This is a genomic window from Cellulomonas aerilata (assembly GCF_007991755.1).
GTDB classification, from domain to species: domain Bacteria; phylum Actinomycetota; class Actinomycetes; order Actinomycetales; family Cellulomonadaceae; genus Pengzhenrongella; species Pengzhenrongella aerilata.
The window spans coordinates 86,587-105,535 of sequence record NZ_BJYY01000012.1 but is presented as its reverse complement, the minus strand read 5'-3'; the positions used below and the strand labels follow the sequence as shown (position 1 = coordinate 105,535).

Annotated in this window: 17 protein-coding genes; 8 read left to right on the top strand and 9 right to left on the bottom strand. The window is 74.0% G+C overall.

Features of this window, described 5'->3' with window-relative positions; translation table 11 throughout:
* Positions 1-76: 76 nt before the first annotated feature.
* Positions 77-934, bottom strand: a complete 858-nt coding sequence (panB, locus tag CAE01nite_RS07450; protein ID WP_146902249.1) for a 3-methyl-2-oxobutanoate hydroxymethyltransferase — start codon at positions 932-934, stop codon at positions 77-79.
* Positions 931-2,691, bottom strand: a complete 1,761-nt coding sequence (locus CAE01nite_RS07445) for an NAD+ synthase (protein ID WP_146902246.1) — start codon at positions 2,689-2,691, stop codon at positions 931-933. Before CAE01nite_RS07445 ends, panB begins: the two co-directional genes overlap by 4 nt.
* 94 nt (positions 2,692-2,785) lie before the next feature.
* On the opposite strand from CAE01nite_RS07445, the gene CAE01nite_RS07440 reads away from it, so the two are divergent.
* The 3 genes from CAE01nite_RS07440 (at position 2,786) to CAE01nite_RS07430 (ending at position 7,719) form a co-directional block, all read left to right on the top strand.
* Positions 2,786-4,123 (top strand): glutamine synthetase family protein, encoded by a 1,338-nt coding sequence (locus CAE01nite_RS07440; RefSeq protein ID WP_146902243.1) that lies wholly within the window; start codon positions 2,786-2,788, stop codon positions 4,121-4,123.
* A 107-nt stretch (positions 4,124-4,230) separates the two neighbouring features.
* The gene (locus CAE01nite_RS07435; RefSeq protein ID WP_146902647.1) at positions 4,231-7,293 is read left to right on the top strand and encodes a bifunctional [glutamine synthetase] adenylyltransferase/[glutamine synthetase]-adenylyl-L-tyrosine phosphorylase; all 3,063 of its coding nucleotides are present in this window, start codon (positions 4,231-4,233) and stop codon (positions 7,291-7,293) included.
* Between the two features lie 81 nt (positions 7,294-7,374).
* A complete protein-coding gene (locus tag CAE01nite_RS07430; protein WP_146902240.1) occupies positions 7,375-7,719 on the top strand; it encodes a DUF8129 domain-containing protein in 345 nt (114 codons plus the stop codon).
* A 117-nt stretch (positions 7,720-7,836) separates the two neighbouring features.
* Here the strand turns inward: CAE01nite_RS07430 and CAE01nite_RS07425 are convergent, their stop codons facing one another.
* From CAE01nite_RS07425 to CAE01nite_RS07415, 3 genes are all read right to left on the bottom strand, one after another.
* Complete coding sequence (locus tag CAE01nite_RS07425) at positions 7,837-8,067, bottom strand: DUF3072 domain-containing protein (RefSeq protein ID WP_146902237.1); 231 nt, start codon at positions 8,065-8,067, stop codon at positions 7,837-7,839.
* Positions 8,068-8,124: 57 nt separating this feature from the next.
* Positions 8,125-8,931, bottom strand: coding sequence for an SDR family NAD(P)-dependent oxidoreductase (locus CAE01nite_RS07420; RefSeq protein WP_146902235.1), 807 nt, complete (start codon positions 8,929-8,931; stop codon positions 8,125-8,127).
* An 88-nt stretch (positions 8,932-9,019) separates the two neighbouring features.
* Positions 9,020-9,781 (bottom strand): DeoR/GlpR family DNA-binding transcription regulator, encoded by a 762-nt coding sequence (locus CAE01nite_RS07415; RefSeq protein ID WP_146902232.1) that lies wholly within the window; start codon positions 9,779-9,781, stop codon positions 9,020-9,022.
* A gap of 45 nt (positions 9,782-9,826) precedes the next feature.
* On the opposite strand from CAE01nite_RS07415, the gene CAE01nite_RS07410 reads away from it, so the two are divergent.
* Positions 9,827-10,219 carry a DUF4406 domain-containing protein gene (locus CAE01nite_RS07410; protein WP_146902229.1) on the top strand — a complete coding sequence of 131 codons (393 nt, stop codon included), beginning with the start codon at positions 9,827-9,829 and terminating at the stop codon, positions 10,217-10,219.
* Positions 10,220-10,329: 110 nt separating this feature from the next.
* Here CAE01nite_RS07410 and CAE01nite_RS07405 read toward each other — a convergent pair whose 3' ends face one another.
* On the bottom strand, positions 10,330-10,689 hold the full coding sequence (locus CAE01nite_RS07405; protein WP_146902226.1) for a hypothetical protein: 360 nt from the start codon (positions 10,687-10,689) through the stop codon (positions 10,330-10,332).
* A 429-nt stretch (positions 10,690-11,118) separates the two neighbouring features.
* Between CAE01nite_RS07405 and CAE01nite_RS07400 the strand changes: the two genes are divergently transcribed.
* The 3 genes from CAE01nite_RS07400 (at position 11,119) to CAE01nite_RS07390 (ending at position 14,754) form a co-directional block, all read left to right on the top strand.
* Complete coding sequence (locus tag CAE01nite_RS07400) at positions 11,119-11,655, top strand: RNA 2'-phosphotransferase (protein WP_146902223.1); 537 nt, start codon at positions 11,119-11,121, stop codon at positions 11,653-11,655.
* A gap of 152 nt (positions 11,656-11,807) precedes the next feature.
* Positions 11,808-13,448: a methyl-accepting chemotaxis protein gene (locus tag CAE01nite_RS07395; RefSeq protein WP_246131064.1), complete on the top strand. Its 1,641-nt coding sequence runs from the start codon at positions 11,808-11,810 to the stop codon at positions 13,446-13,448.
* Positions 13,449-13,572: 124 nt separating this feature from the next.
* Positions 13,573-14,754 carry an AI-2E family transporter gene (locus tag CAE01nite_RS07390; protein ID WP_246131063.1) on the top strand — a complete coding sequence of 394 codons (1,182 nt, stop codon included), beginning with the start codon at positions 13,573-13,575 and terminating at the stop codon, positions 14,752-14,754.
* A 111-nt stretch (positions 14,755-14,865) separates the two neighbouring features.
* On the opposite strand, the gene glnA is transcribed toward CAE01nite_RS07390, so the two are convergent.
* Positions 14,866-16,290, bottom strand: a complete 1,425-nt coding sequence (gene glnA, locus CAE01nite_RS07385; protein ID WP_146902220.1) for a type I glutamate--ammonia ligase — start codon at positions 16,288-16,290, stop codon at positions 14,866-14,868.
* Positions 16,291-16,452: 162 nt separating this feature from the next.
* Between glnA and CAE01nite_RS07380 the strand changes: the two genes are divergently transcribed.
* Positions 16,453-16,938 carry an RDD family protein gene (locus CAE01nite_RS07380; protein ID WP_146902217.1) on the top strand — a complete coding sequence of 162 codons (486 nt, stop codon included), beginning with the start codon at positions 16,453-16,455 and terminating at the stop codon, positions 16,936-16,938.
* A gap of 84 nt (positions 16,939-17,022) precedes the next feature.
* Here the strand turns inward: CAE01nite_RS07380 and CAE01nite_RS07375 are convergent, their stop codons facing one another.
* Both CAE01nite_RS07375 and lipA read right to left on the bottom strand, forming a co-directional pair.
* A complete protein-coding gene (locus CAE01nite_RS07375) occupies positions 17,023-17,751 on the bottom strand; it encodes a DUF4191 domain-containing protein (protein ID WP_146902214.1) in 729 nt (242 codons plus the stop codon).
* A gap of 106 nt (positions 17,752-17,857) precedes the next feature.
* A complete protein-coding gene (gene lipA / locus CAE01nite_RS07370) occupies positions 17,858-18,859 on the bottom strand; it encodes a lipoyl synthase (RefSeq protein WP_146902212.1) in 1,002 nt (333 codons plus the stop codon).
* Positions 18,860-18,949 lie beyond the last annotated feature (90 nt).

The following is an 18,949-nucleotide window of genomic DNA, read 5'->3' as shown; positions in this document are numbered from 1 at the left end:
CGGCGGCGGGTCGGCGCCGGTCGCCCGTCCCGCCGGCGCGGTGCTGGTCCGGCGGTGCCGCAGGTGGTCCGCGCCGCTACTGCAGGAACGAGTGCCCGGCGTCGGGGAAGGTGCCGCCGCGGACCTCGTCGGCGTAGGCCCGGGCGGCGTCCCCGAGCGCCTTGCCGACCTGCCCGAACTGCTGGGCGAACCGGGGGGACCAGTCGCCCATCCCGGCCATGTCGAGCCACACGAGGACCTGCCCGTCGCAGGCGGCGCCCGCGCCGATGCCGATCGTCGGGATCGCCAGCACCTCGGTGACCCGGGCTGCCAGCGGCGCCGGGACCATCTCCAGCACGACGGCGACCGCCCCGGCCTCCTGCAGCGCCACCGCGTCGGCGCTCAGCCGCTCGGCGGCCTCGTCGCCGCGGCCCTGGACCCGCTTGCCGCCGAGCAGGTTCTCCGACTGCGGCGTGAAGCCCAGGTGCCCGACGACCGGGATGCCGGCGTCGGTGAGCAGACGGACCTGCGCCGCGATCCGTCGGCCGCCCTCGAACTTGACGGCGTGCGCGCCGCCCTCCTTGAGCATGCGCACCGCGGTCGCGAACGCCTGCTCCGGGGACGCCTCGTAGGAGCCGAACGGCAGGTCGGCGACGACCAGGGCGCGGCGGGTCGCCGCGCTGACCGCCCGCACCGCGGGGAGGAGGTCGTCGACGGTGACCGGGATGGTCGTGTCGTGGCCGTGCATGGTGTTCCCGATCGAGTCCCCGACGAGCAGCATGTCGATGCCGGCCTCGTCGAAGATGCGTGCGGTCGGGAAGTCGTAGGCGGTCAGCATCGTCAGCCGCTCGCCGCGCTCCTTGGCCTCGCGCAGGTGGTGCACCCGCACGCGCCTGGGCTTCGGCGCAGGCGTCGTCGTGGGCTGCGACGCGCCGGGGACGGAGGGCTCGGTCATGAGGGCTGCTCCTGGGGGACGACGTGGGCGAGGGCGCGGGGATCCGCCTCGGTGCGGACCGGCTCGCGCCAGCGGCTGGTGATCGGCAGACGGCGGTCGCGACCGAACGCCAGCGCGGTGACCTTCGGACCGAGCGGGTACTGGCGCCGCTTCCACTCCGCGCGGTCCACCAGGCTCAGCACCTTGTCGACGACCTCGGTGTCGAACCCGCGGGCGAGCAGCTCGGCGCGTCCCTCGGCGTGCTCCACGTAGGCGTCGAGAACCTCGTCGAGGAGGTCGTAGGGGGGCAGGGAGTCCTGGTCCACCTGGCCGGGACGCAGCTCCGCCGACGGGGGCTTGGTGATCGAGCTCTCCGGGATGGGCGGGATCTGCCCGGAGTCGACGGCGTGGTCGTTGCGCCACCTCGCCAGGGCCCACACACGCGACTTGTCGACGTCCTTGAGCGGCGCGTACCCGCCGACGGCGTCGCCGTAGATCGTGGAGTAGCCCACCGCCAGCTCGGACTTGTTGCCGGTCGCCAGGACCAGGTGGCCCTCGTCGTTCGACAGCGCCATGAGGATCACCCCGCGCACGCGGGCCTGCAGGTTCTCCGCGGCGACGCCGTCGAGGGTCATCTCGCCCTCGAACGCGTCGACCATCGGGCCGATCGGCTGGACGCGGTAGTCGGCGCCGATGCGCTCCGCGAGGTCGGCGGCGTCGTCGCGGGAGTGCCCGGAGGAGTGCCGCGAGGGCATGGACACCCCGACCACGCGGTCCCGGCCCAGCGCGTCGGCGGCGATGGCGGCCACCAGGGCCGAGTCGATGCCGCCGGACATGCCGAGCACGACGGAGCGGAACCCGTTCTTGCGCACGTACCCCGCCAGCCCGGTCTCCAGCGCGCGGTAGATCTCCTCGTCGGGGTGCAGCGGTGGGGCGATCCGGCGGGGGAGCGGCTCGCGGGCGGCACCGGCTGCCGACGGCCGGGACCCGTCCGCCGACGCGGCGTCGTCGGGCAGGTCCCACAGCAGCAGGTCCTCCACGAACTGCGGCGAGCTCGCCAGCAGGGCTCCGTCGGGCGCGACGACGAACGACCCGCCGTCGAAGACCAGGTCGTCCTGCCCGCCGACCATGTTGACGTACGCCACGGGTGCGTCGACCTCGCGTGCCCGGCGGGCGGCGAGCTCCCCGCGGACGTGGCCCTTGCCCTCCTCGAACGGGGAGCCGTTGACGACGAGCAGCAGGTCGATGCCCGCGCCGTCCATCTGCGCGACCGGTCCGCCGTCCTGCCAGATGTCCTCGCAGACCACCAGCCCGACCCGCCGGCCGCGGACCTCGACTACGCACGGCTCGGTGCCCGGGGCGAAGATCCGGAACTCGTCGAACACGCCGTAGTTGGGCAGGTGGTGCTTGTCGTAGCGCTGCTGCACCGTCCCGTGCTGGAGGACGACGGCCTGGTTGGTGGGGCGCGCCGGGGCGCCGTCGTGCTCGCGCGTGGTCCGCTCGCCCACGGTGCCGACGACGACGGCGACCTGACCGAGCCCCTCCGCCTCCAGCTGGGCGGCGGTGGCCCGCAGGGCCTGCTCGGCGCCGCGGCGGAAGGAGGCGCGCAGCGCCAGGTCCTCGATCGGGTAGCCGGTCAGGCACATCTCGGGGAACGCCACGAGGTCCGCGCCGGCCTCGGCCGCCCGCCGCGTCCAGGTCAGGACGGTCTCGCTGTTGCCGTCGAGGTCTCCGACGCAGGTGTCGACCTGGGCCAGTGCGATGCGGACATCTGCCATGCCCAGGAGCCTATTGCGACCCGCCGACACCCCGCCCGTCGCGCCCCGCGCGCCCGCGGACCGGGCCCGCGGTCTCTACGGCAGGATGGGGTGCATGGACAGGCAGCAGGAGTTCGTTCTCCGCACGGTCGAGGAGCGGGACATCCGCTTCATCCGCCTCTGGTTCACCGACGTGCTCGGCTTCCTCAAGTCGGTGGCGATCGCGCCGGCCGAGCTGGAGGCCGCGTTCGCCGAGGGGATCGGGTTCGACGGCAGCTCGATCGAGGGGCTCACCCGGGTCTACGAGGCGGACATGATCGCCCGCCCCGACCCGACGACCTTCCAGATCCTGCCCTGGCGCGGTGAGCGGCACGGGACCGCGCGCATGTTCTGCGACATCCTCACCCCGGACGGGCAGCCGTCCCTGGCGGACTCCCGCAACGTGCTCAAGCGGGCCCTGGCCAAGGCGAGCGACCAGGGGTTCACCTTCTACACGCACCCCGAGGTCGAGTTCTACCTCTTCGACCCGCCGGACGACCCGGCCGAGCCGCTGCGCCCGGTGGACCACGCCGGGTACTTCGACCACGTGCCGCGCGGCACCGCGCACGACTTCCGGCGGGCCGCGATCACGATGCTGGAGTCGATGGGCATCTCGGTGGAGTTCTCCCACCACGAGGCCGGTCCGGGCCAGAACGAGATCGACCTGCGGTACGCGGACGCCCTCACCACCGCCGACAACATCATGACGTTCCGCACGGTGGTCAAGGAGGTCGCGCTCGAGCAGGGCGTGTACGCCTCGTTCATGCCCAAGCCCATGGCGGACCAGCCGGGCTCGGGCATGCACACCCACCTTTCCCTGTTCGAGGGCGACCGCAACGCCTTCCACGAGCCGGGCGCCCAGTACGAGCTGTCCAAGGTGGCGCGCAGCTTCATCGCCGGGCTGCTGCACCACGCCCCGGAGATCACCGCGGTGACGAACCAGTTCGTCAACTCCTACAAGCGGCTGTGGGGCGGCGCGGAGGCGCCGAGCTTCGTGTGCTGGGGCCACAACAACCGCTCGGCCCTCGTGCGCGTGCCGATGTACAAGCCGGGCAAGGGCAACTCCAGCCGGGTCGAGTACCGGGCCCTGGACGCCGCGACGAACCCCTACCTGGCGTTCGCCGTCGTGCTGGCCGCCGGTCTCAAGGGGGTCGAGAAGGGGTACGACCTGCCCGAGGGTGCCGAGGACGACGTCTGGGAGCTCACCGACGCGGAGCGGCGCGCGCTGGGGATCGAGCCGCTGCCGCAGTCGCTGGACGGCGCCATCCGGGTCATGGAGCGCTCCGAGCTCGTCGCCGAGACGCTCGGGGAGCACGTGTTCGACTTCGTGCTGCGCAACAAGCGCCAGGAGTGGGACGAGTACCGCGGCCAGGTGACGCCCTACGAGCTGCGGCGGTTCCTGCCCGTCCTGTGACCCGACCTGCGCCGTCCCGGCACGGGCGCGGGCAGGCCGTCGGACGTGGGTAGCGTGAGGCCGTGAGCATCCAGGGGACGCGGGGCGGCACGCTGCCCGGCCGGCTGATGCGCCTCGGCTTCGCCGACGCCGCACGGGCCGAGCGCATGCTGGCCGAGGCCGACGTCGTCGCCGTCGTGGGACGCCCACCGGGCGCGCGACGCGAGCGGACCGGGACCGACGCCGACGACGGCGTGCGATGGGGGCCGGACGACGTCCCCGACGACGTGCTGGTCGCCCTGGGCGGGGCGGCGGACCCGGACCAGGCGCTGCTGTCGCTCGCGCGCATCGCGGGGTCCGTCGCGTCGTCGCCGGCCCTGACGGCGCTGCTGCGGTCCCTCCTCGAGCCGGGCGAGCCGCGGGCGCGCCTGGTGGCCGTGCTCGGGGCGTCCGGCGCCCTGGCGGACACCCTGGTCAAGGACCCGGACCGGCTCCACGTGCTCGCGGACCCGACGCCGGGCACCGGCGTCCCGGTGGAGCTCGTCCGGGCCGAGCTGCTCGACGCCGTCGGCGCGGACCCGGACGCGGCCGTCCCGGTGGCCGGCCGCACCGGCGCCGACGGCGTCGACGCGATGCGGCGCGCCTACCGGCGGCGCCTCCTGCGGATCGCCGCGACCGACCTGACCGCCACCGACCCGCTGAGCCGGCTCCCCGGGGTCGCCGCCGCGCTCGCCGACCTCGCCGGGGCGGCGCTGGAGGCCTCGCTCGCGCTCGCGCGGGCCGAGCTGCCCGACCACGGGGCCGGCGTCCGGCTCGCCGTCCTGGGCATGGGCAAGTGCGGCGGGCGCGAGCTGAACTACGTCAGCGACGTCGACGTCATCTACGTCGCCGAGCCGGTCGACGGCACCAGCGAGGCCGACGCCATGGCGGTCGGTGCGAAGCTGGCCGCGGGGCTGGCCCGGGCGTGCTCGCACCCGTCCGCGGAGCCGGCCCTGTGGCCGGTCGACGCGGCCTTGCGGCCCGAGGGCAAGAACGGGCCGCTGGTCCGCACGCTCGCGAGCCACCGCGCGTACTACGAGCGGTGGGCGAAGACCTGGGAGTTCCAGGCGCTGCTCAAGGCGCGTCCGGTCGCCGGGGACCGCGAGCTGGGCGCCGCGTACCTCGCCGCGGTCAACCCGCTGGTGTGGTCGGCCGTGGGCCGGGAGAACTTCGTCGAGGACTCCCAGGCGATGCGCCGTCGGGTCGAGGAGCACGTCCCGGCGGCCGAGGCGGACCGCCAGCTCAAGCTCGGCGTCGGCGGCCTTCGGGACGTGGAGTTCACCGTCCAGCTGCTGCAGCTCGTGCACGGCCGGGCGGACGAGTCCATCCGCAGCCCCAGCACGCTCACCGCCCTGGCGGCGCTGGCCGCGGGCGGGTACGTGGGGCGCGAGCACGCCGCCCAGCTCGCCGTCTGCTACCGGCTGCTGCGGGTCCTGGAGCACCGGATCCAGCTCGTCCGGCTGCAGCGCACCCACCTCATGCCGACCGCCGAGTCGGACCTGCGGCGCCTGGCGCGCTCGGCCGGGATGCGCGCGGAGGGTGCCGAGGGGCTGACCGAGCGGTGGCGCGCGGTGCGCCGGGAGGTCCGCGGCCTGCACGAGGAGCTGTTCTACCGCCCGCTGCTGCCGGCGACCGCGCGGCTGTCCGCCGAGGACGTCAGCCTCGCCCCGGACGCGGCGCGCGCCCGGCTCGCCGCGATCGGCTACCGGGACCCGGCCGGCGCGCTGCGGCACATCACGGCGCTCACCGAGGGGGTCTCGCGCCGCGCGTCGATCCAGCGGCAGCTGCTGCCGGTCATGCTCGGCTGGTTCGCCGACGGCGCCGACCCGGACGCCGGCCTGCTCGCGTTCCGCCGGCTCTCGGACGAGCTCGGCACCACACACTGGTACCTCAAGCTGCTGCGCGACTCCGGCACGGCCGCGCAGCGGCTCGCGCGCGTGCTGTCCACGTCGAGGTACGTCGCCGACGCCCTGTCCCGGTCGCCGGAGTCCGTCACCTGGCTGGGGGACGACGCCGACCTCGTCCCCCGGGGCGCAGAGCGGCTGGCCGCGGAGGCCGACGCCGTCCTGACCCGGGCCCACACCCCGCTGCCGGCCGCGACGGCGCTGCGGGCCCTGCGGCGGCGGGAGCTGGCGCGCAGCGCCGCCGCGGACCTGCTCGGCGTGGTGACCAGCTCCACCGCCGCGCAGAACCTCACCGTGGCGGCGGACGTCGTCCTGTCCGGCGCGCTGCGCATCGCGGCCGCCGAGGCGCGCGCCGAGCACGGCCTGCCCGAGACCCCGACGGACCTGCTCGTGGTCGCGATGGGGCGCCTGGGCGGCCGGGAGATGGGGTACTCCTCGGACGCGGACGTGCTGTTCGTCCACGACCCGCGTCCCGGCGTCGACCCTGCGCTCGCGCAGGCCTACGCCATCACGGTCGCGAGCCGGGTCCGGTCCCTGCTCGGCGACGTCGGCCCGGAGCCGGCCCTCGCCGTCGACGCGGACCTGCGCCCCGAGGGGCGCAACGGCCCGCTGACCCGGACGTTCGGGTCCTACGCCGAGTACTACGGCCGGTGGTCCGCCCCGTGGGAGAGCCAGGCGCTGCTCCGCGCCCGTCCGGTGGCGGGCGACGCCGCGCTGGGGGACCGGTTCGTCGAGCTCGTGGCGCCGCTGCGCTACCCCGCCGACGGGCTGGAGGCGGGCGTGGTGCGCGAGGTGCGCCGGATCAAGGCGCGCGTCGAGGCGGAGCGCCTGCCGCGCGGCGTCGACCCCAGCCGGCACCTGAAGCTCGGGCGGGGCGGGATCTCCGACGTCGAGTGGACGGTCCAGCTGCTCCAGCTCCAGCACGCCGGCCGGGTGCCGGCCCTGCGCACCACCTCGACGCTGGAGGCGCTGGACGCCGCAGCCGCCCAGGGCCTGGTCGAGCCCGACGACGCCCGCACCCTCGCGGGGGCGTGGACGCTCGCGTCCCGGCTGCGCGACGCGCTCGTGCTGTGGTCCGGGCGGGTCGGGGGAGCGCAGGCGGACGTCCTGCCGCACGACCGGCAGGCGCTCAACGGGGTGGCCCGCGTCGTGGGGTACCCGCCGGGGTGCGGCAGCGAGCTCGAGCAGGACTACCTGCGCACCGCGCGTCGGGCGCGCGGCGTCGTCGAGCGCGTGTTCTACGCCTGACGGGGCCGCCGGGCGACGCCGAGGTCCCGCGCGTAGGGTCGATCGCGACCGAGGACCGACCACTCGACCGGAGGACGACGCATGGCTGACCAGGTGAGCCGCGAGGACCTTCCCATCCCGGACTACGACCACCTCCCGATCGGCGACCTCGGGCACCGCATCCGCTCGCTGGGCGCCGACCAGCTGAGCACGCTGCTGGCCCACGAGCAGGCGCACGGCAACCGGCTGCCGGTCACCCAGCTGATCGAGACCCGGCTCGCGGACGTCCAGGGCGGCGCGCCGCTGTCCGGCGGTGACCCGGCCGGGCTGTCGCCGGCGCTCGCCGACACCGTGCAGGGCGGCTCGCAGGTCTCCACCGCGACGCAGGGGCCGGTCATCAACCCGCCGTCGCACGGCGACCCGACCAACCCCGCGCAGCCGCGCTGACCGTCGTCCGGGCCGCACCGCTCGACACGCACGTCACCGAACGCACCACACCGCACGCACGACGGCGCGGGAGGCCGCAGCCTCCCGCCCCGTCGTGGTCCGTCCGGACCGCCGCTGCTACTGCCCGCGGCCGGTCTTGCCCTGCAGGTCGTCGATCATCTCCGACGCCTGCGCCTTGGTGAGGTCCTCGGGGACCTCCTCCCCGGCCTCACGGGCCAGCGTGCTCAGGTAGCTCTCCTGCGGTCCGGTGGCCGGCTCGTCCCCGGTGACCCAGTCCGACGGGTCCTTCTCGGCGCTGCTGCCGCCCGTTCCCTGGCCGGCGTCGTCGGGTGCTGCGTCCTGCGTCATGGTGTCTCCTCCGTGGTTCGTGGTCGGTGGTTCGTGGGGCGGGTCGGGGCCGGCGCCTCAGGCGTCGGCGTCCTGCGGCTTGGTCATGCTGGCGTGCGTGCCGGGCTGTGCCTTCTCCGGCAGGACGTGGGACATGAGCGTCTGGGCACGGGTCTTGAGCGAGGCGACCTTCACCTGCTCCTTGCCGGCCATCAGCCCTTCGAAGCCCTCGCGCGCGACCTTGGCAGGGTCGTCCTTGGGGCCCTGCGCGACGCGCGTGTCCTGCATGTGCGAGGCCTCGAAGAACTCGGTGTCCGTGGGGCCCGGCAGCAGGGTCGTGACGGTCACGCCGGTGTCCTTCAGCTCGTACCGGACGGCCTCGGCGAACGACTGCACGAACGACTTCGACGCCGCGTAGGTCGCGTAGTACGGGCCCGGCATCGTGCTCGCGACCGACGACGTCACCAGCACGCGCCCGGCACCCCGCTCGACCATCGCGGGCAGCAGGCGCTTGGACAGGTGGACGACCGAGACGACGTCCAGGCTGATCACCCGCAGGTCGTCCTCCAGCGGCGTCTGCAGGAACGGTCCGCCGTTGGCGATGCCGGCGTTCAGAGCGAGGGCGTCGAGCGGCCGGCCGGTGGCGGTCACCTCGTGCACGAGCTCGTCGACGCCCTCACGCGTCGCCAGGTCCGCACGGACGCTGCGCACGGCGGCCCCGGTCGCGCCGGACAGCGCCTCGGCGGCGACGGCGATGCCCGCGTCCTCGGCGCACACCAGCAGGTCGAACCCGTTCTCGGCGAACTCGCGCGCCAGCTCCAGGCCGATCCCGCTGGACGCCCCGGTCACCAGGGCCAGCGGTCGGATGGTGCTCGTGTCGTCCATGGGAGTCCTCTCGTGACGGCGGCCGTCGTGCGCTCCACGGCCACACCGAGGCTAGGTGGGGGTCCCCGGCTCGGCATCCCGGCGGCAGTCAGGACGCGGACAGCAGCGGGACGCCCGCGTCCTGCAGCCGCCGGCGGGCGGGCTCGTCGGGCGCGGCGTCGGTGATCACCGCGGTGACCTCGGCGAGGGGCAGCACCCGGTAGGGGGAGGCCGTGCCGAGCTTCTCCCGGCTGCCGAGCACGTAGGTCTCCGCCGCTCTCCCGGCCAGCGTGCGCTTCATGGCCGCCTCGTCGGCGTCCCCGGTCGTCAGTCCGGCCTCGTGGTGCACGCCGGTCACCCCGAGGAGGAAGAGGTCGGCGTTGACCGCCTGCGCCGCCTCCGCCGCTGCGGCGCCGCACGTGACCATCGAGTGCCGGAACAGGCGACCGCCCAGCACGAGCACCTCGACGCCGACGTGGTCGGCCAGCGCCACGGTGACCGTCGGGCTGTGGGTGACCACGGTGGCGTGCAGGTCCCGGGGCAGCGCGCGGGCCACCGCGAGCGCCGTCGTGCCGCCGTCCAGGATCACCGTGCTGCCCGGCCGGACCAGGTCCGCGGCCGTCCGCGCCACGCGGGCCTTGCTGTCGACGGCGACCGACCCGCGGGTCTCGTAGTCCGCCACCGCGGGCGAGACCGGCAGCGCGCCGCCGTACACCCGCTGGCACAGGCCGGCTGCGGCGAGCTCCCGCAGGTCGCGGCGGACGCTGTCCTCCGAGATGCCGAGCTCTGCGGCGGCGTCCTTCGCGACGATGCGCCCCTGGTCCCGCAGCAGGGCGAGCAGGTGGTCACGTCGCTGGGCAGCCAGTTTCATGTTGCTCCTTGTTTTTGCACGTTCCTGCGCACTACGGTAGCCGACATGACAACTCCACTGCTCATCCTGATCGCCGGCCCCTACCGTTCCGGGACCGGTGACGACCCCGAGCTCCTGGCTCGCAACCTCGCACGGCTGGAGGAGGCCGCGTGGCCGGTGTTCCGCAGCGGCCACGTGCCGATGATCGGCGAGTGGGTCGCGCTGCCGGTCCTGCGCAGCGCCGGCGCACGCGGGCTCGCCGATCCCCTCGCCGCGGAGGTCATGTACCCGACCGCCGAGCGGCTCCTGCAGCACTGCGACGGCGTCCTGCGGCTGCCCGGCGACTCCGTCGGCGCCGATCAGGACGTCGCGATCGCGCGCGAGCGCGGACTGCCGGTCTGGTTCCGCGTCGAGGACGTCCCCGGGTACGTGCCCGAGGCGGCACCGGTCGGCGCCTGACCCGCCGACCGACGACCGGCCGGCCGGCCGGTCGACCGACCGGTCGACCGACCGGTCGACCGGCCCGGCCGCCGGACGACGGCCGGGCCGGACGACCGGCGGATGCGCGGTCAGCGCTCGGTCGGCGCGTCCCAGTCGGTGAGGGCGACGTTGGCCGCCAGCAGCGCCGTCGTCGCCAGCCACAGCGTCCGGGCGCGGCGCTCGCGGACGATCCCGGAGAGCACCGGCACGAGCAGGTACGCGGGGTCGGTGGCCAGGTCGATCAGGCGGTGCGTCTGGAGCGGGATGACCGGGCGCACGCTGAGCGGGGTGTCCGTGAACGCGTTCACCACGGCGGCGAGGGCGCCGAACCCGCCGAAGAACACCCGCGCGCGGCGGCTGAGCCCCAGGAGGTACGGCGCGGTGAGCAGGGTCGCGCCGAGGCCGTAGTCGAGGGCGGCGTGGGCGGTCGGGCTGATGGGCTTCGTCATCGTCCGAGGGTAGGAACGGTCGCGCCGGGTGACCACCCGTGCGGCGCCCGGCGGCACGGCTGCCGAGCCGGTTGCGCCGTGCGGGTGGCGGCTGCTCACCCGGACGGTGGACGGATCCTCGCCCGGGTGGGCGAAAAGCGGGCTCCCACGCGGCGACGGACCGGGGCAACTGGGACATTCGTGACCTGCCGTCGTGCCGACGGACCTGCGCCGGACCGGCGCCGGGCGCGGCACCGGCGCGACGGCCGGACCCTCCCGGGTCGACCAGCCGGCCCGACTCGACACCGCCGAGGCACACCGAGGAACCCCATGGACATCACGAGCGACCAGCAGACCGCGACCACCGAGGACCGCGACGAGCCGATGAGCATCCTGGTCGGCAACCCGCGCCGCGTCCGCCTCTGACGTCTCCCGCGGCACCATGGACGGGTGGACCTCGTCCGCACGTCGAAGCGCCTGTCACGGGTGCTGCGGCACGCGCCGGGCTCGGTCGGCGTCACGCTCGACGCGGCCGGATGGGTCGGCGTCCCCGAGCTGCTGGACGGCCTGGCCACGCACGGGACGCCGCTGAGCCGCGCCGAGCTCGACGCGGTGGTGACCGGCGGGGACAAGCGACGGTTCGAGCTCGACGTCGTCGGCGACCGGATCCGGGCGTACCAGGGGCACAGCGTCGTCGTGTCGCTAAGCCTGGAGCCGGCCACCCCGCCGGACGTGCTGTTCCACGGCACGCCCGAGCGGAACGTCCGGGCGATCCTGGCCGGCGGCCTGCTCCGGGGGTCGCGTCACCACGTCCACCTGTCGCACGACGTGGCGACCGCGGTCCGGGTCGGTGGCCGCCGGGGCCGCCCGGTGGTGCTGCGCGTGGACGCGGGGCGGATGGCCGCGGACGGGCACGTCTTCTTCCTGGCCGGCAACGGGGTGTGGCTGACCGACGTCGTCCCGGCGGACTACCTGGCCGTGGGCTGAGCCCCGGCCCGTCGCGGGCCGGCACGGGTGGGCGAGCCGCGACGAACGCCTCACAGCGTGCGCGGCGGCGCCGATCGGAGGGCAGGAGCGGTGACGGACCGTCACGCCCCCCGGTGTCCCTGTGACGCCGCACCTGCGCACGAGGAGTCGCGATGCCCACCGAAGCCATGCCCGCCGAAGGCCGGACCCGCCCACGCGTGGGCCTGCGGGGCAAGATCCTCGCCCTGGGCGGGATCGGTGTGGCGGCGTCGGTCGGTGTGGGGCTCTTCGCGGTCAGCACCATGGGGACGCTGCAGCGGTCCGCCCAGGAGATCGACGACCTGCAGGCCCTGCGGTCGTGGACGCAGGAGATGAAGTACTTCAACGCCGACGTCAGCGGCTGGCAGACGGCCTACGCCTGGGACGCCCGCAAGGCCGGGCCGACCGTCGCCGTCGACCCCGAGAACGCGAACCGGGCCGGCTACCTGGACGTCGCGGACCGGCTGCGCGAGACGCTGACCACGGCGCCCACCGACGTGATGGACGAGACGGAGCACGCCGTCTACGAGGAGATCCTCGACGGGTGGGACGCCTTCTTCGCCGGCGACGACCAGGTGGTGGCCCTCTACGCGCAGGACACCGCCGAGACCACGACCCAGGCCGACGAGCTCATCGTCGGCGACCTGTACGCCGTCTACTTCGACATCCTCGACGACACCGCCACGCTGCTCGACTCGGTGGACCACCGGGTCGAGGAGGCGCAGCAGGCCACGGACGCCACGGCCGCGCGCGCCCTCACCGCGCTCCTGGTGGTGATCGGGCTGGCCGCCGCGACCGTCGTCGTGCTCGCCCTGACCCTGTCGCGCTCGGTGCTGCGCGGCGTGCGCTCGGTGGACCGGTCCCTGCGGGCCCTGGCGGACGGCGACCTGACCGTCGCCGCGGACGTGACGTCGCGCGACGAGATCGGGGCGATGGCCCGCTCGCTCGGCACCGCGCAGGACGCCCTGCGGGCGCTGGTGGGGGAGGTCCACGAGACGGCCGAGACCGTCGCGTCGGCGGCCGTGGAGCTGTCCGCGTCGTCGTCCCAGGTGGCGGCGGCGTCGGAGGAGACGTCGGCGCAGGCCGGGGTCGTGGCGTCCGCGTCCGAGGAGATCTCCCGCAGCGTGTCCGCGGTCTCCGCCGGCGCCGAGGAGATGGGCAGCTCGATCCGCGAGATCGCGCAGAACGCGAACGAGGCCGCCCGCGTCGCCCACGAGGCGACCGGTGTCGCCGCGTCCACCAACCAGACGGTGGCCAAGCTGGCGGCGTCCTCCCAGGAGATCGGCAACGTCGTCAAGGTCATCAACTCCATCGCGGAGCAGACGAACCTGCTGGCCCTCAACGCGACGATCGAGGCCGCGCGGGCCGGTGAGGCCGGCAAGGGCTTCGCCGTCGTGGCCGGCGAGGTCAAGGAGCTGGCGCAGGAGACCGCCCGGGCGACCGGCGACATCGCCCGCCGGGTGGAAGCCATCCAGGTGGACTCCGCCAGCGCAGCGACCGAGATCGCCGCGATCTCGGCGATCGTGGCGTCGATCAACGACTACCAGATGACCATCGCGTCGGCGGTGGAGGAGCAGACGGCCACGACCAACGAGATGTCGCGCGGCGTCACGGAGGCGGCCACCGGCTCGGGGGACATCGCGGTCAACATCTCCGGCGTCGCGTCGTCGGCGGCGACCTCGGCGCAGGTGCTCGGCCAGATGGGCCAGGCGGTCACCGAGCTGGCCCAGCTGTCCACCGGGCTGCGGACCAGCGTGGGTCGCTTCACGTACTGACCGCCGACACCGCACCCCCCGGCCGCCCACCGGTCGGGCGGGTGCGGCAGGCTGGGCGGCGGGCGCGCGACACTCGGGCCGCGGCACCCCGTCGGACGGCGACGGGGCACGAGGAGGAGGCGACGTGCGGGCGAACGAGCGCAGGACCACCCGGGCCGACCTGGGAACCCGGATGCTGCTGGACCCGGGGAACGTCTGGCGGATCGGGCTGGTGGTCATCGCCCTGATCGCGCTCGTGATGGTCGTGCGGTTCGTGCTCGAGCAGGGCAGCTCGCTGATCTTCACCGTGGTCATGGCGTGGTTCGCGTCCCTGGCCATGGAGCCGGCCGTCTCCCGCCTGGCGCGGCACATGCCGCGCGGTGCGGCGACCGGCGTCGTGATGGCCGGCGTGGTCGCGTTCCTCGTCCTGTTCTTCGCGCTGTTCGGCGGCCTCATCGTCGAGCAGGTCACCGCCCTGGTCGAGAGCGTGCCGAGCCTCGCGCGGGACGGACTGGCCTGGGTCAACGGACGGCTCGGGACCGACTACACGCTGGACGACGTGCTGGCCAACATCGACCTGTCGCCGGAGCGTGCCGCGGGGGTCGCCGGGCAGCTGGCGGGCGGGGTGCTCGTGGTGCTCGGCTCGATCGCCGGCGCCGTCGCGACGTTCTTCGTCTTCGCGCTGCTGCTGTTCTACCTGTCCGCGGACGGCCCCCGGCTGCGCCGGTGGATCGCGTCGCTGTTCCCGACCCGGGTGCAGGAGACGACGGTCGTCGTGTGGGACACCACGGCCGAGAAGACCGGTCGCTACGTCAGCGCACGGGTGATCCTCGCCGCCGTCAACGCCACCGCCAGTGGCGTGGTCTTCCTCGTCATCGGCCTGCCGTCGTGGCTGGCCCTGGCGCTGTGGACCGGGCTCGTGGCCCAGTTCGTCCCGGCGATCGGGACGTACATCTCCATCGTGCTGCCGGTGCTGGTCGGGCTCCTGAGCCCGAACCCGTGGCTCGGGGTCATGGTCCTGGCCTGGGGCGTCGTCTACCAGCAGGTGGAGAACCTGACGATCGAGCCGCGCATCAGCGCGCGCGCGGTGAACGTGCACCCGGCGGTGAGCTTCGGGTCGGTGATCCTCGGCACCGCCATGTTCGGGATCGCCGGCGCGCTGCTGGCCATCCCGGTGGTCGCGATGCTGCTGTCCCTGCTCGACCTGTACCGCACGCGGTACGAGCTGCTCCCCGAGCTGAGCCTGGAGGACGACGACGCCCCGGCCGAGAAGCCCGTCGCGTCCGACGAGTCGAGGGGCGCCACCGCGCTCCCACCCGTCGGCTGACCGCGCGGCGGCTGCGCCGTCGCCCCCGGACGACCGCACCCCGGTCGCCACAGGGGCGACCGGGGTGCGGAGGTACCGGCGACCGGCGGCGGCACGTGGCCGCCGGGGTGCTCAGCAGTCGTAGTAGAGCTCGAACTCGTGCGGGTGCGGCCGCAGCCGGATCGGGTCGACCTCGTGGGCGCGCTTGTAGTCGATCCACGTCTGGATGAGGTCGGGGGTGAAGACGCCACCGGCCGTCAGGTAGTCGTGGTCCGCCTCGAGGTTGTCGAGCACCTCGGCCAGGGTGCCGGGCACCTGCTGGATCTGCGCGTGCTCCTCGGGCGGCAGCTCGTAGAGGTCCTTGTCGACCGGCTCCGGCGGCTCGATGCGGTTCTGGATGCCGTCCAGGCCGGCCATGAGCATCGCCGCGAACGCGAGGTACGGGTTGGACGACGGGTCCGGCACGCGGAACTCGATGCGCTTGGCCTTGGGGTTCGAGCCGGTGACCGGGATGCGGATGCACGCGGAGCGGTTGCGGGCCGAGTAGACCAGGTTGACCGGGGCCTCGAAGCCGGGGACCAGGCGGTGGTAGGAGTTCACCGTCGGGTTCGTGAACGCCAGCAGCGACGGCGCGTGCTTGAGCAGCCCGCCGATGTACCAGCGCGCCAGGTCCGACAGCCCGCCGTAGCCCTTCTCGTCGAAGAACAGCGGCTTGCCGTCCTTCCACAGCGACTGGTGCACGTGCATGCCCGAGCCGTTGTCACCGAAGAGCGGCTTCGGCATGAACGTGGCGGTGCGGCCGGCCTGGTGGGCGACGCTCTTGACGACGTACTTGAACAGCATGACCTTGTCGGCCGACTTGCCCAGCTCGTCGAAGCGGTAGTTGATCTCCGCCTGGCCGCCGGTGCCGACCTCGTGGTGCGAGCGCTCGACCTGCAGGCCGAGCGCGTCGAGCTCCAGGCAGATGAGGTCGCGCAGGTCCGCGAAGTGGTCGACCGGGGGGACCGGGAAGTACCCGCCCTTGTAGGGCGTCTTGTGACCGAGGTTGCCGCCCTCCTCGACCCGGTTGGTGTTCCAGGCGCCCTCGATCGAGTCCAGGAAGTACGAGGCGCTGTTGGACTTCGTCTCGAAGCGCACGTCGTCGAAGATGTAGAACTCGGCCTCCGGCGCGAAGAGCGCGGTGTCCGCGATGCCGGTCGAGCGCAGGTACGCCTCGGCCTTGGCGGCGACCTGGCGCGGGTCGCGGCTGTACGGCTCGTCGGTGTACGGGTCGACGATGTGGAAGTTGATGTTGAGCGTCTTCTGCGTCCGGAAGGGGTCGACGTAGGCCGTCGAGACGTCCGGGACGAGCTTCATGTCCGACTCGTGGATCGCCTGGAACCCGCGGATCGACGAGCCGTCGAACATCTGGCCGTCGGTGAAGAAGTCCGCGTCGAGGGACTGGGCAGGCACGTTGAAGTGCTGCATGGTGCCCGGCAGGTCGCAGAACCGGACGTCGACGAACTTGACGTCCTGGTCCCTGATGTAGGCCAGGACTTCCTCGGCATTGCTGAACATCCGCTGCTCCTCGGTTGGGTGTGCCCGGTACAGGCGCTCACGTGAGGCTAGGAGGAAGGGGTTTCCCTGCCGTGTACCGGGTGTTTCCGTGGTGTTACGTCGGCGGCGTCGGACCGCGATCGGCGCGGATCCGCCTGACGTGCCCTGGTTAGGCTACTCAGCGTGGCGGCGCGCGAGGACATGGGCTCATGGTTGGAGGGCGGTCCCTCCGGCGCCCCGGGGGGCGGGCGCGGCGGCTTGGCGCTGCCGGCGCAGGGCCCCGGCTCGCTGGCGCCCCTCGGCCGGCGGGCCGTCGCCCTCGCCGTCGACTGGGCGCTGTGCCTGGCCATCTCCGCCGGCTTCTTCGCGGGCGACCCGCTCGTCACGCTGGCGGTCTTCGCCGCCGAGAACGTGCTGCTGGTGGGGACGATCGGCGCCACGGTGGGTCACCGCCTGCTCGGCATGCAGGTCCGCCCCGAGCCGCCGGCGGCGGCGCCGGGGCGGCCCGCACCCACGCCGGCGGACGTCCGGGGCGCGGGTCTGCCGGGACCGGTGGCCGCGGCCGTGCGCACCGTCCTGCTCTGCCTGGTCGTGCCCGCGGTGGTCTGGGACGCCGACGGGCGGTCGCTGCACGACCGCGTGGCCGGGACGGTGCTCGTCCGCCGCTGACCCGGCCGGACCGCGACCTGTCGCTGGTCCGCCCTCCGGGCAGCGTCGACCGGTCGCGCCGCCGGGGCGCGTGTGCCGGACGCCTCAGCGGCCGCGCATGCCCTTGCGGTCGGGACGGGCGCGCATCGGGTCGATCCCCTTGGGGACCGGCAGCCGGACCGCGCCGAGGGCGGTGAGCCGCTTGATGATCTCCGCGGTCTCCTGCTTGGTCAGGGTCGGCTTGAGCTTCTGCACCGTGCGCGGCAGCTTGCGCAACGGGACCTGACCCTCGTCGCGCCCGACCTGCAGCAGCGTGATCGGCACGTTGGGCAGCACGCGGGCGGTCTTCCTTCGCTCGGACTCCAGCAGCCGCCCGATCCGCGGGGCGGGGCCCTCGCCGATCAGGACGACGCCGGCGCGCCCGACGCCGCGGAACACCAGGTCCTGGGTGCGCGGGTCGACGGCGACCGGGTCGTCCGGGAAGTTCCAGCCGCGGCGGATCGTGCCCAGCGCCGCGCGGGACGCACCGGGCTGACCCTCGATCTGGGAGTACGCGGCGGTCTCCGCGCGCCGGGCCAGGATGAACATGGCGGCCAGCAGGGCGAACGGGATGCCCAGGAGCAGCGTGTAGACCCAGGAGAACCACACCAGGCCGATGAGCACGAAGAGCAGGAGCACGCCGACGAAGGCACCGAGGATGAGCCAGGTGACCGCCGGGTCCTCCCGGCGCGTCATGGTGTAGGCCTGCCAGACCTGGTTGTACCAGCGGGGCTTCTTCTGCTTCGGGGGCTTGAGGGCGGACGAACCCGCCCCGGAGCTTGTCGCGCGGGCCATGGGGCCAGAGTCTAGTGCGGGCGCGGGACCGTCCCGGACCGGCCGTCGGCCCCGGTCCCGCGCCGCCCAGGCCTCGGGAGAGGGACCGGGCGGCGTCGGGACGGTGTCAACGGGCGAGCAGGCTCGCGGCCTCCTGGCGGGACGTGCGCGCCTCGCCGAGGTGCGCCAGGGCCGCCGGGATCTCCTGGCCGCGACGGCGCATGGCCTGGCCCCACAGGCGGCCGGCCCGGTAGGACGAGCGCACCAGCGGGCCGGACATGACGCCGAGGAAGCCGATGCGCTCGGCCTCGTCGGACAGCTCGACGAACTCCTCGGGCTTGACCCAGCGGTCCACCGGGTGGTGCCGGACCGACGGGCGCAGGTACTGCGTGATGGTGATGAGGTCGCACCCGGCGTCGTGCAGGTCGACCAGCGCGGCCTTGGCCTCGTCGATCGTCTCGCCCATGCCCAGGATGAGGTTGGACTTCGTCACCAGCCCCGCCTCGCGAGCGGCGGTCAGCACGGACAGGGACCGGTCGTAGCGGAAGCCCGGGCGGATCTGCTTGAAGATCCGCGGGACCGTCTCGAGGTTGTGCGCCAGCACCTCGGGGCGCGAGTCGAACACCTCGGCGATGAGGTGCGGCGTCGCGTTGAAGTCCGGGATGAGCAGCTCGACGCCGGTGCCGGGGTTCAGCGCGTGGATCTGCCGGACCGTCTCCGCGTACAGCCACGCGCCGCCGTCGGGCAGGTCGTCGCGGGCGACGCCGGTGACCGTCGCGTACTTCAGACCCATCGCCTGGACGGACTCCGCGACACGGCGGGGCTCGTCGGCGTCGAAGTCGGCGGGCTTTCCGGTGTCGATCTGGCAGAAGTCGCACCGCCGCGTGCACTGGTCACCGCCGATGAGGAAGGTGGCCTCGCGGTCCTCCCAGCACTCGAAGATGTTGGGGCACCCGGCCTCTTCGCAGACGGTGTGCAGGCCCTCGCGCTTCACCAGGCCCTTGAGCTCGGTGTACTCCGGGCCCATGGTCGCCCGGGTCTTGATCCACTCGGGCTTCTTCTCGATCGGTGTCGCGGCGTTGCGGGCCTCGACCCGGAGCATGCGTCGTCCCTCGGGTGCGATCGTCACGTCGGCCACCCTACGTCAGGGTGCGCACGCTGCCGGGCGGGTGATCGGTCCCGGCCGGGTGCGCTCCGCCACAGCCCTGGGGCACCGCCG

What these genes read in the sequence shown, in the direction of transcription:
- panB (WP_146902249.1), bottom strand. Translation starts at nt 934, where the DNA reads ATGACCGAGCCCTCCGTCCCCGGCGCGTCGCAGCCCACGACGACGCCT.
- CAE01nite_RS07445 (WP_146902246.1), bottom strand. Translation starts at nt 2,691, where the DNA reads ATGGCAGATGTCCGCATCGCACTGGCCCAGGTCGACACCTGCGTCGGA.
- CAE01nite_RS07440 (WP_146902243.1), top strand. Translation starts at nt 2,786, where the DNA reads ATGGACAGGCAGCAGGAGTTCGTTCTCCGCACGGTCGAGGAGCGGGAC.
- CAE01nite_RS07435 (WP_146902647.1), top strand. Translation starts at nt 4,231, where the DNA reads ATGCGCCTCGGCTTCGCCGACGCCGCACGGGCCGAGCGCATGCTGGCC.
- CAE01nite_RS07430 (WP_146902240.1), top strand. Translation starts at nt 7,375, where the DNA reads ATGGCTGACCAGGTGAGCCGCGAGGACCTTCCCATCCCGGACTACGAC.
- CAE01nite_RS07425 (WP_146902237.1), bottom strand. Translation starts at nt 8,067, where the DNA reads ATGACGCAGGACGCAGCACCCGACGACGCCGGCCAGGGAACGGGCGGC.
- CAE01nite_RS07420 (WP_146902235.1), bottom strand. Translation starts at nt 8,931, where the DNA reads ATGGACGACACGAGCACCATCCGACCGCTGGCCCTGGTGACCGGGGCG.
- CAE01nite_RS07415 (WP_146902232.1), bottom strand. Translation starts at nt 9,781, where the DNA reads ATGAAACTGGCTGCCCAGCGACGTGACCACCTGCTCGCCCTGCTGCGG.
- CAE01nite_RS07410 (WP_146902229.1), top strand. Translation starts at nt 9,827, where the DNA reads ATGACAACTCCACTGCTCATCCTGATCGCCGGCCCCTACCGTTCCGGG.
- CAE01nite_RS07405 (WP_146902226.1), bottom strand. Translation starts at nt 10,689, where the DNA reads ATGACGAAGCCCATCAGCCCGACCGCCCACGCCGCCCTCGACTACGGC.
- CAE01nite_RS07395 (WP_246131064.1), top strand. Translation starts at nt 11,808, where the DNA reads ATGCCCACCGAAGCCATGCCCGCCGAAGGCCGGACCCGCCCACGCGTG.
- glnA (WP_146902220.1), bottom strand. Translation starts at nt 16,290, where the DNA reads ATGTTCAGCAATGCCGAGGAAGTCCTGGCCTACATCAGGGACCAGGAC.
- CAE01nite_RS07375 (WP_146902214.1), bottom strand. Translation starts at nt 17,751, where the DNA reads ATGGCCCGCGCGACAAGCTCCGGGGCGGGTTCGTCCGCCCTCAAGCCC.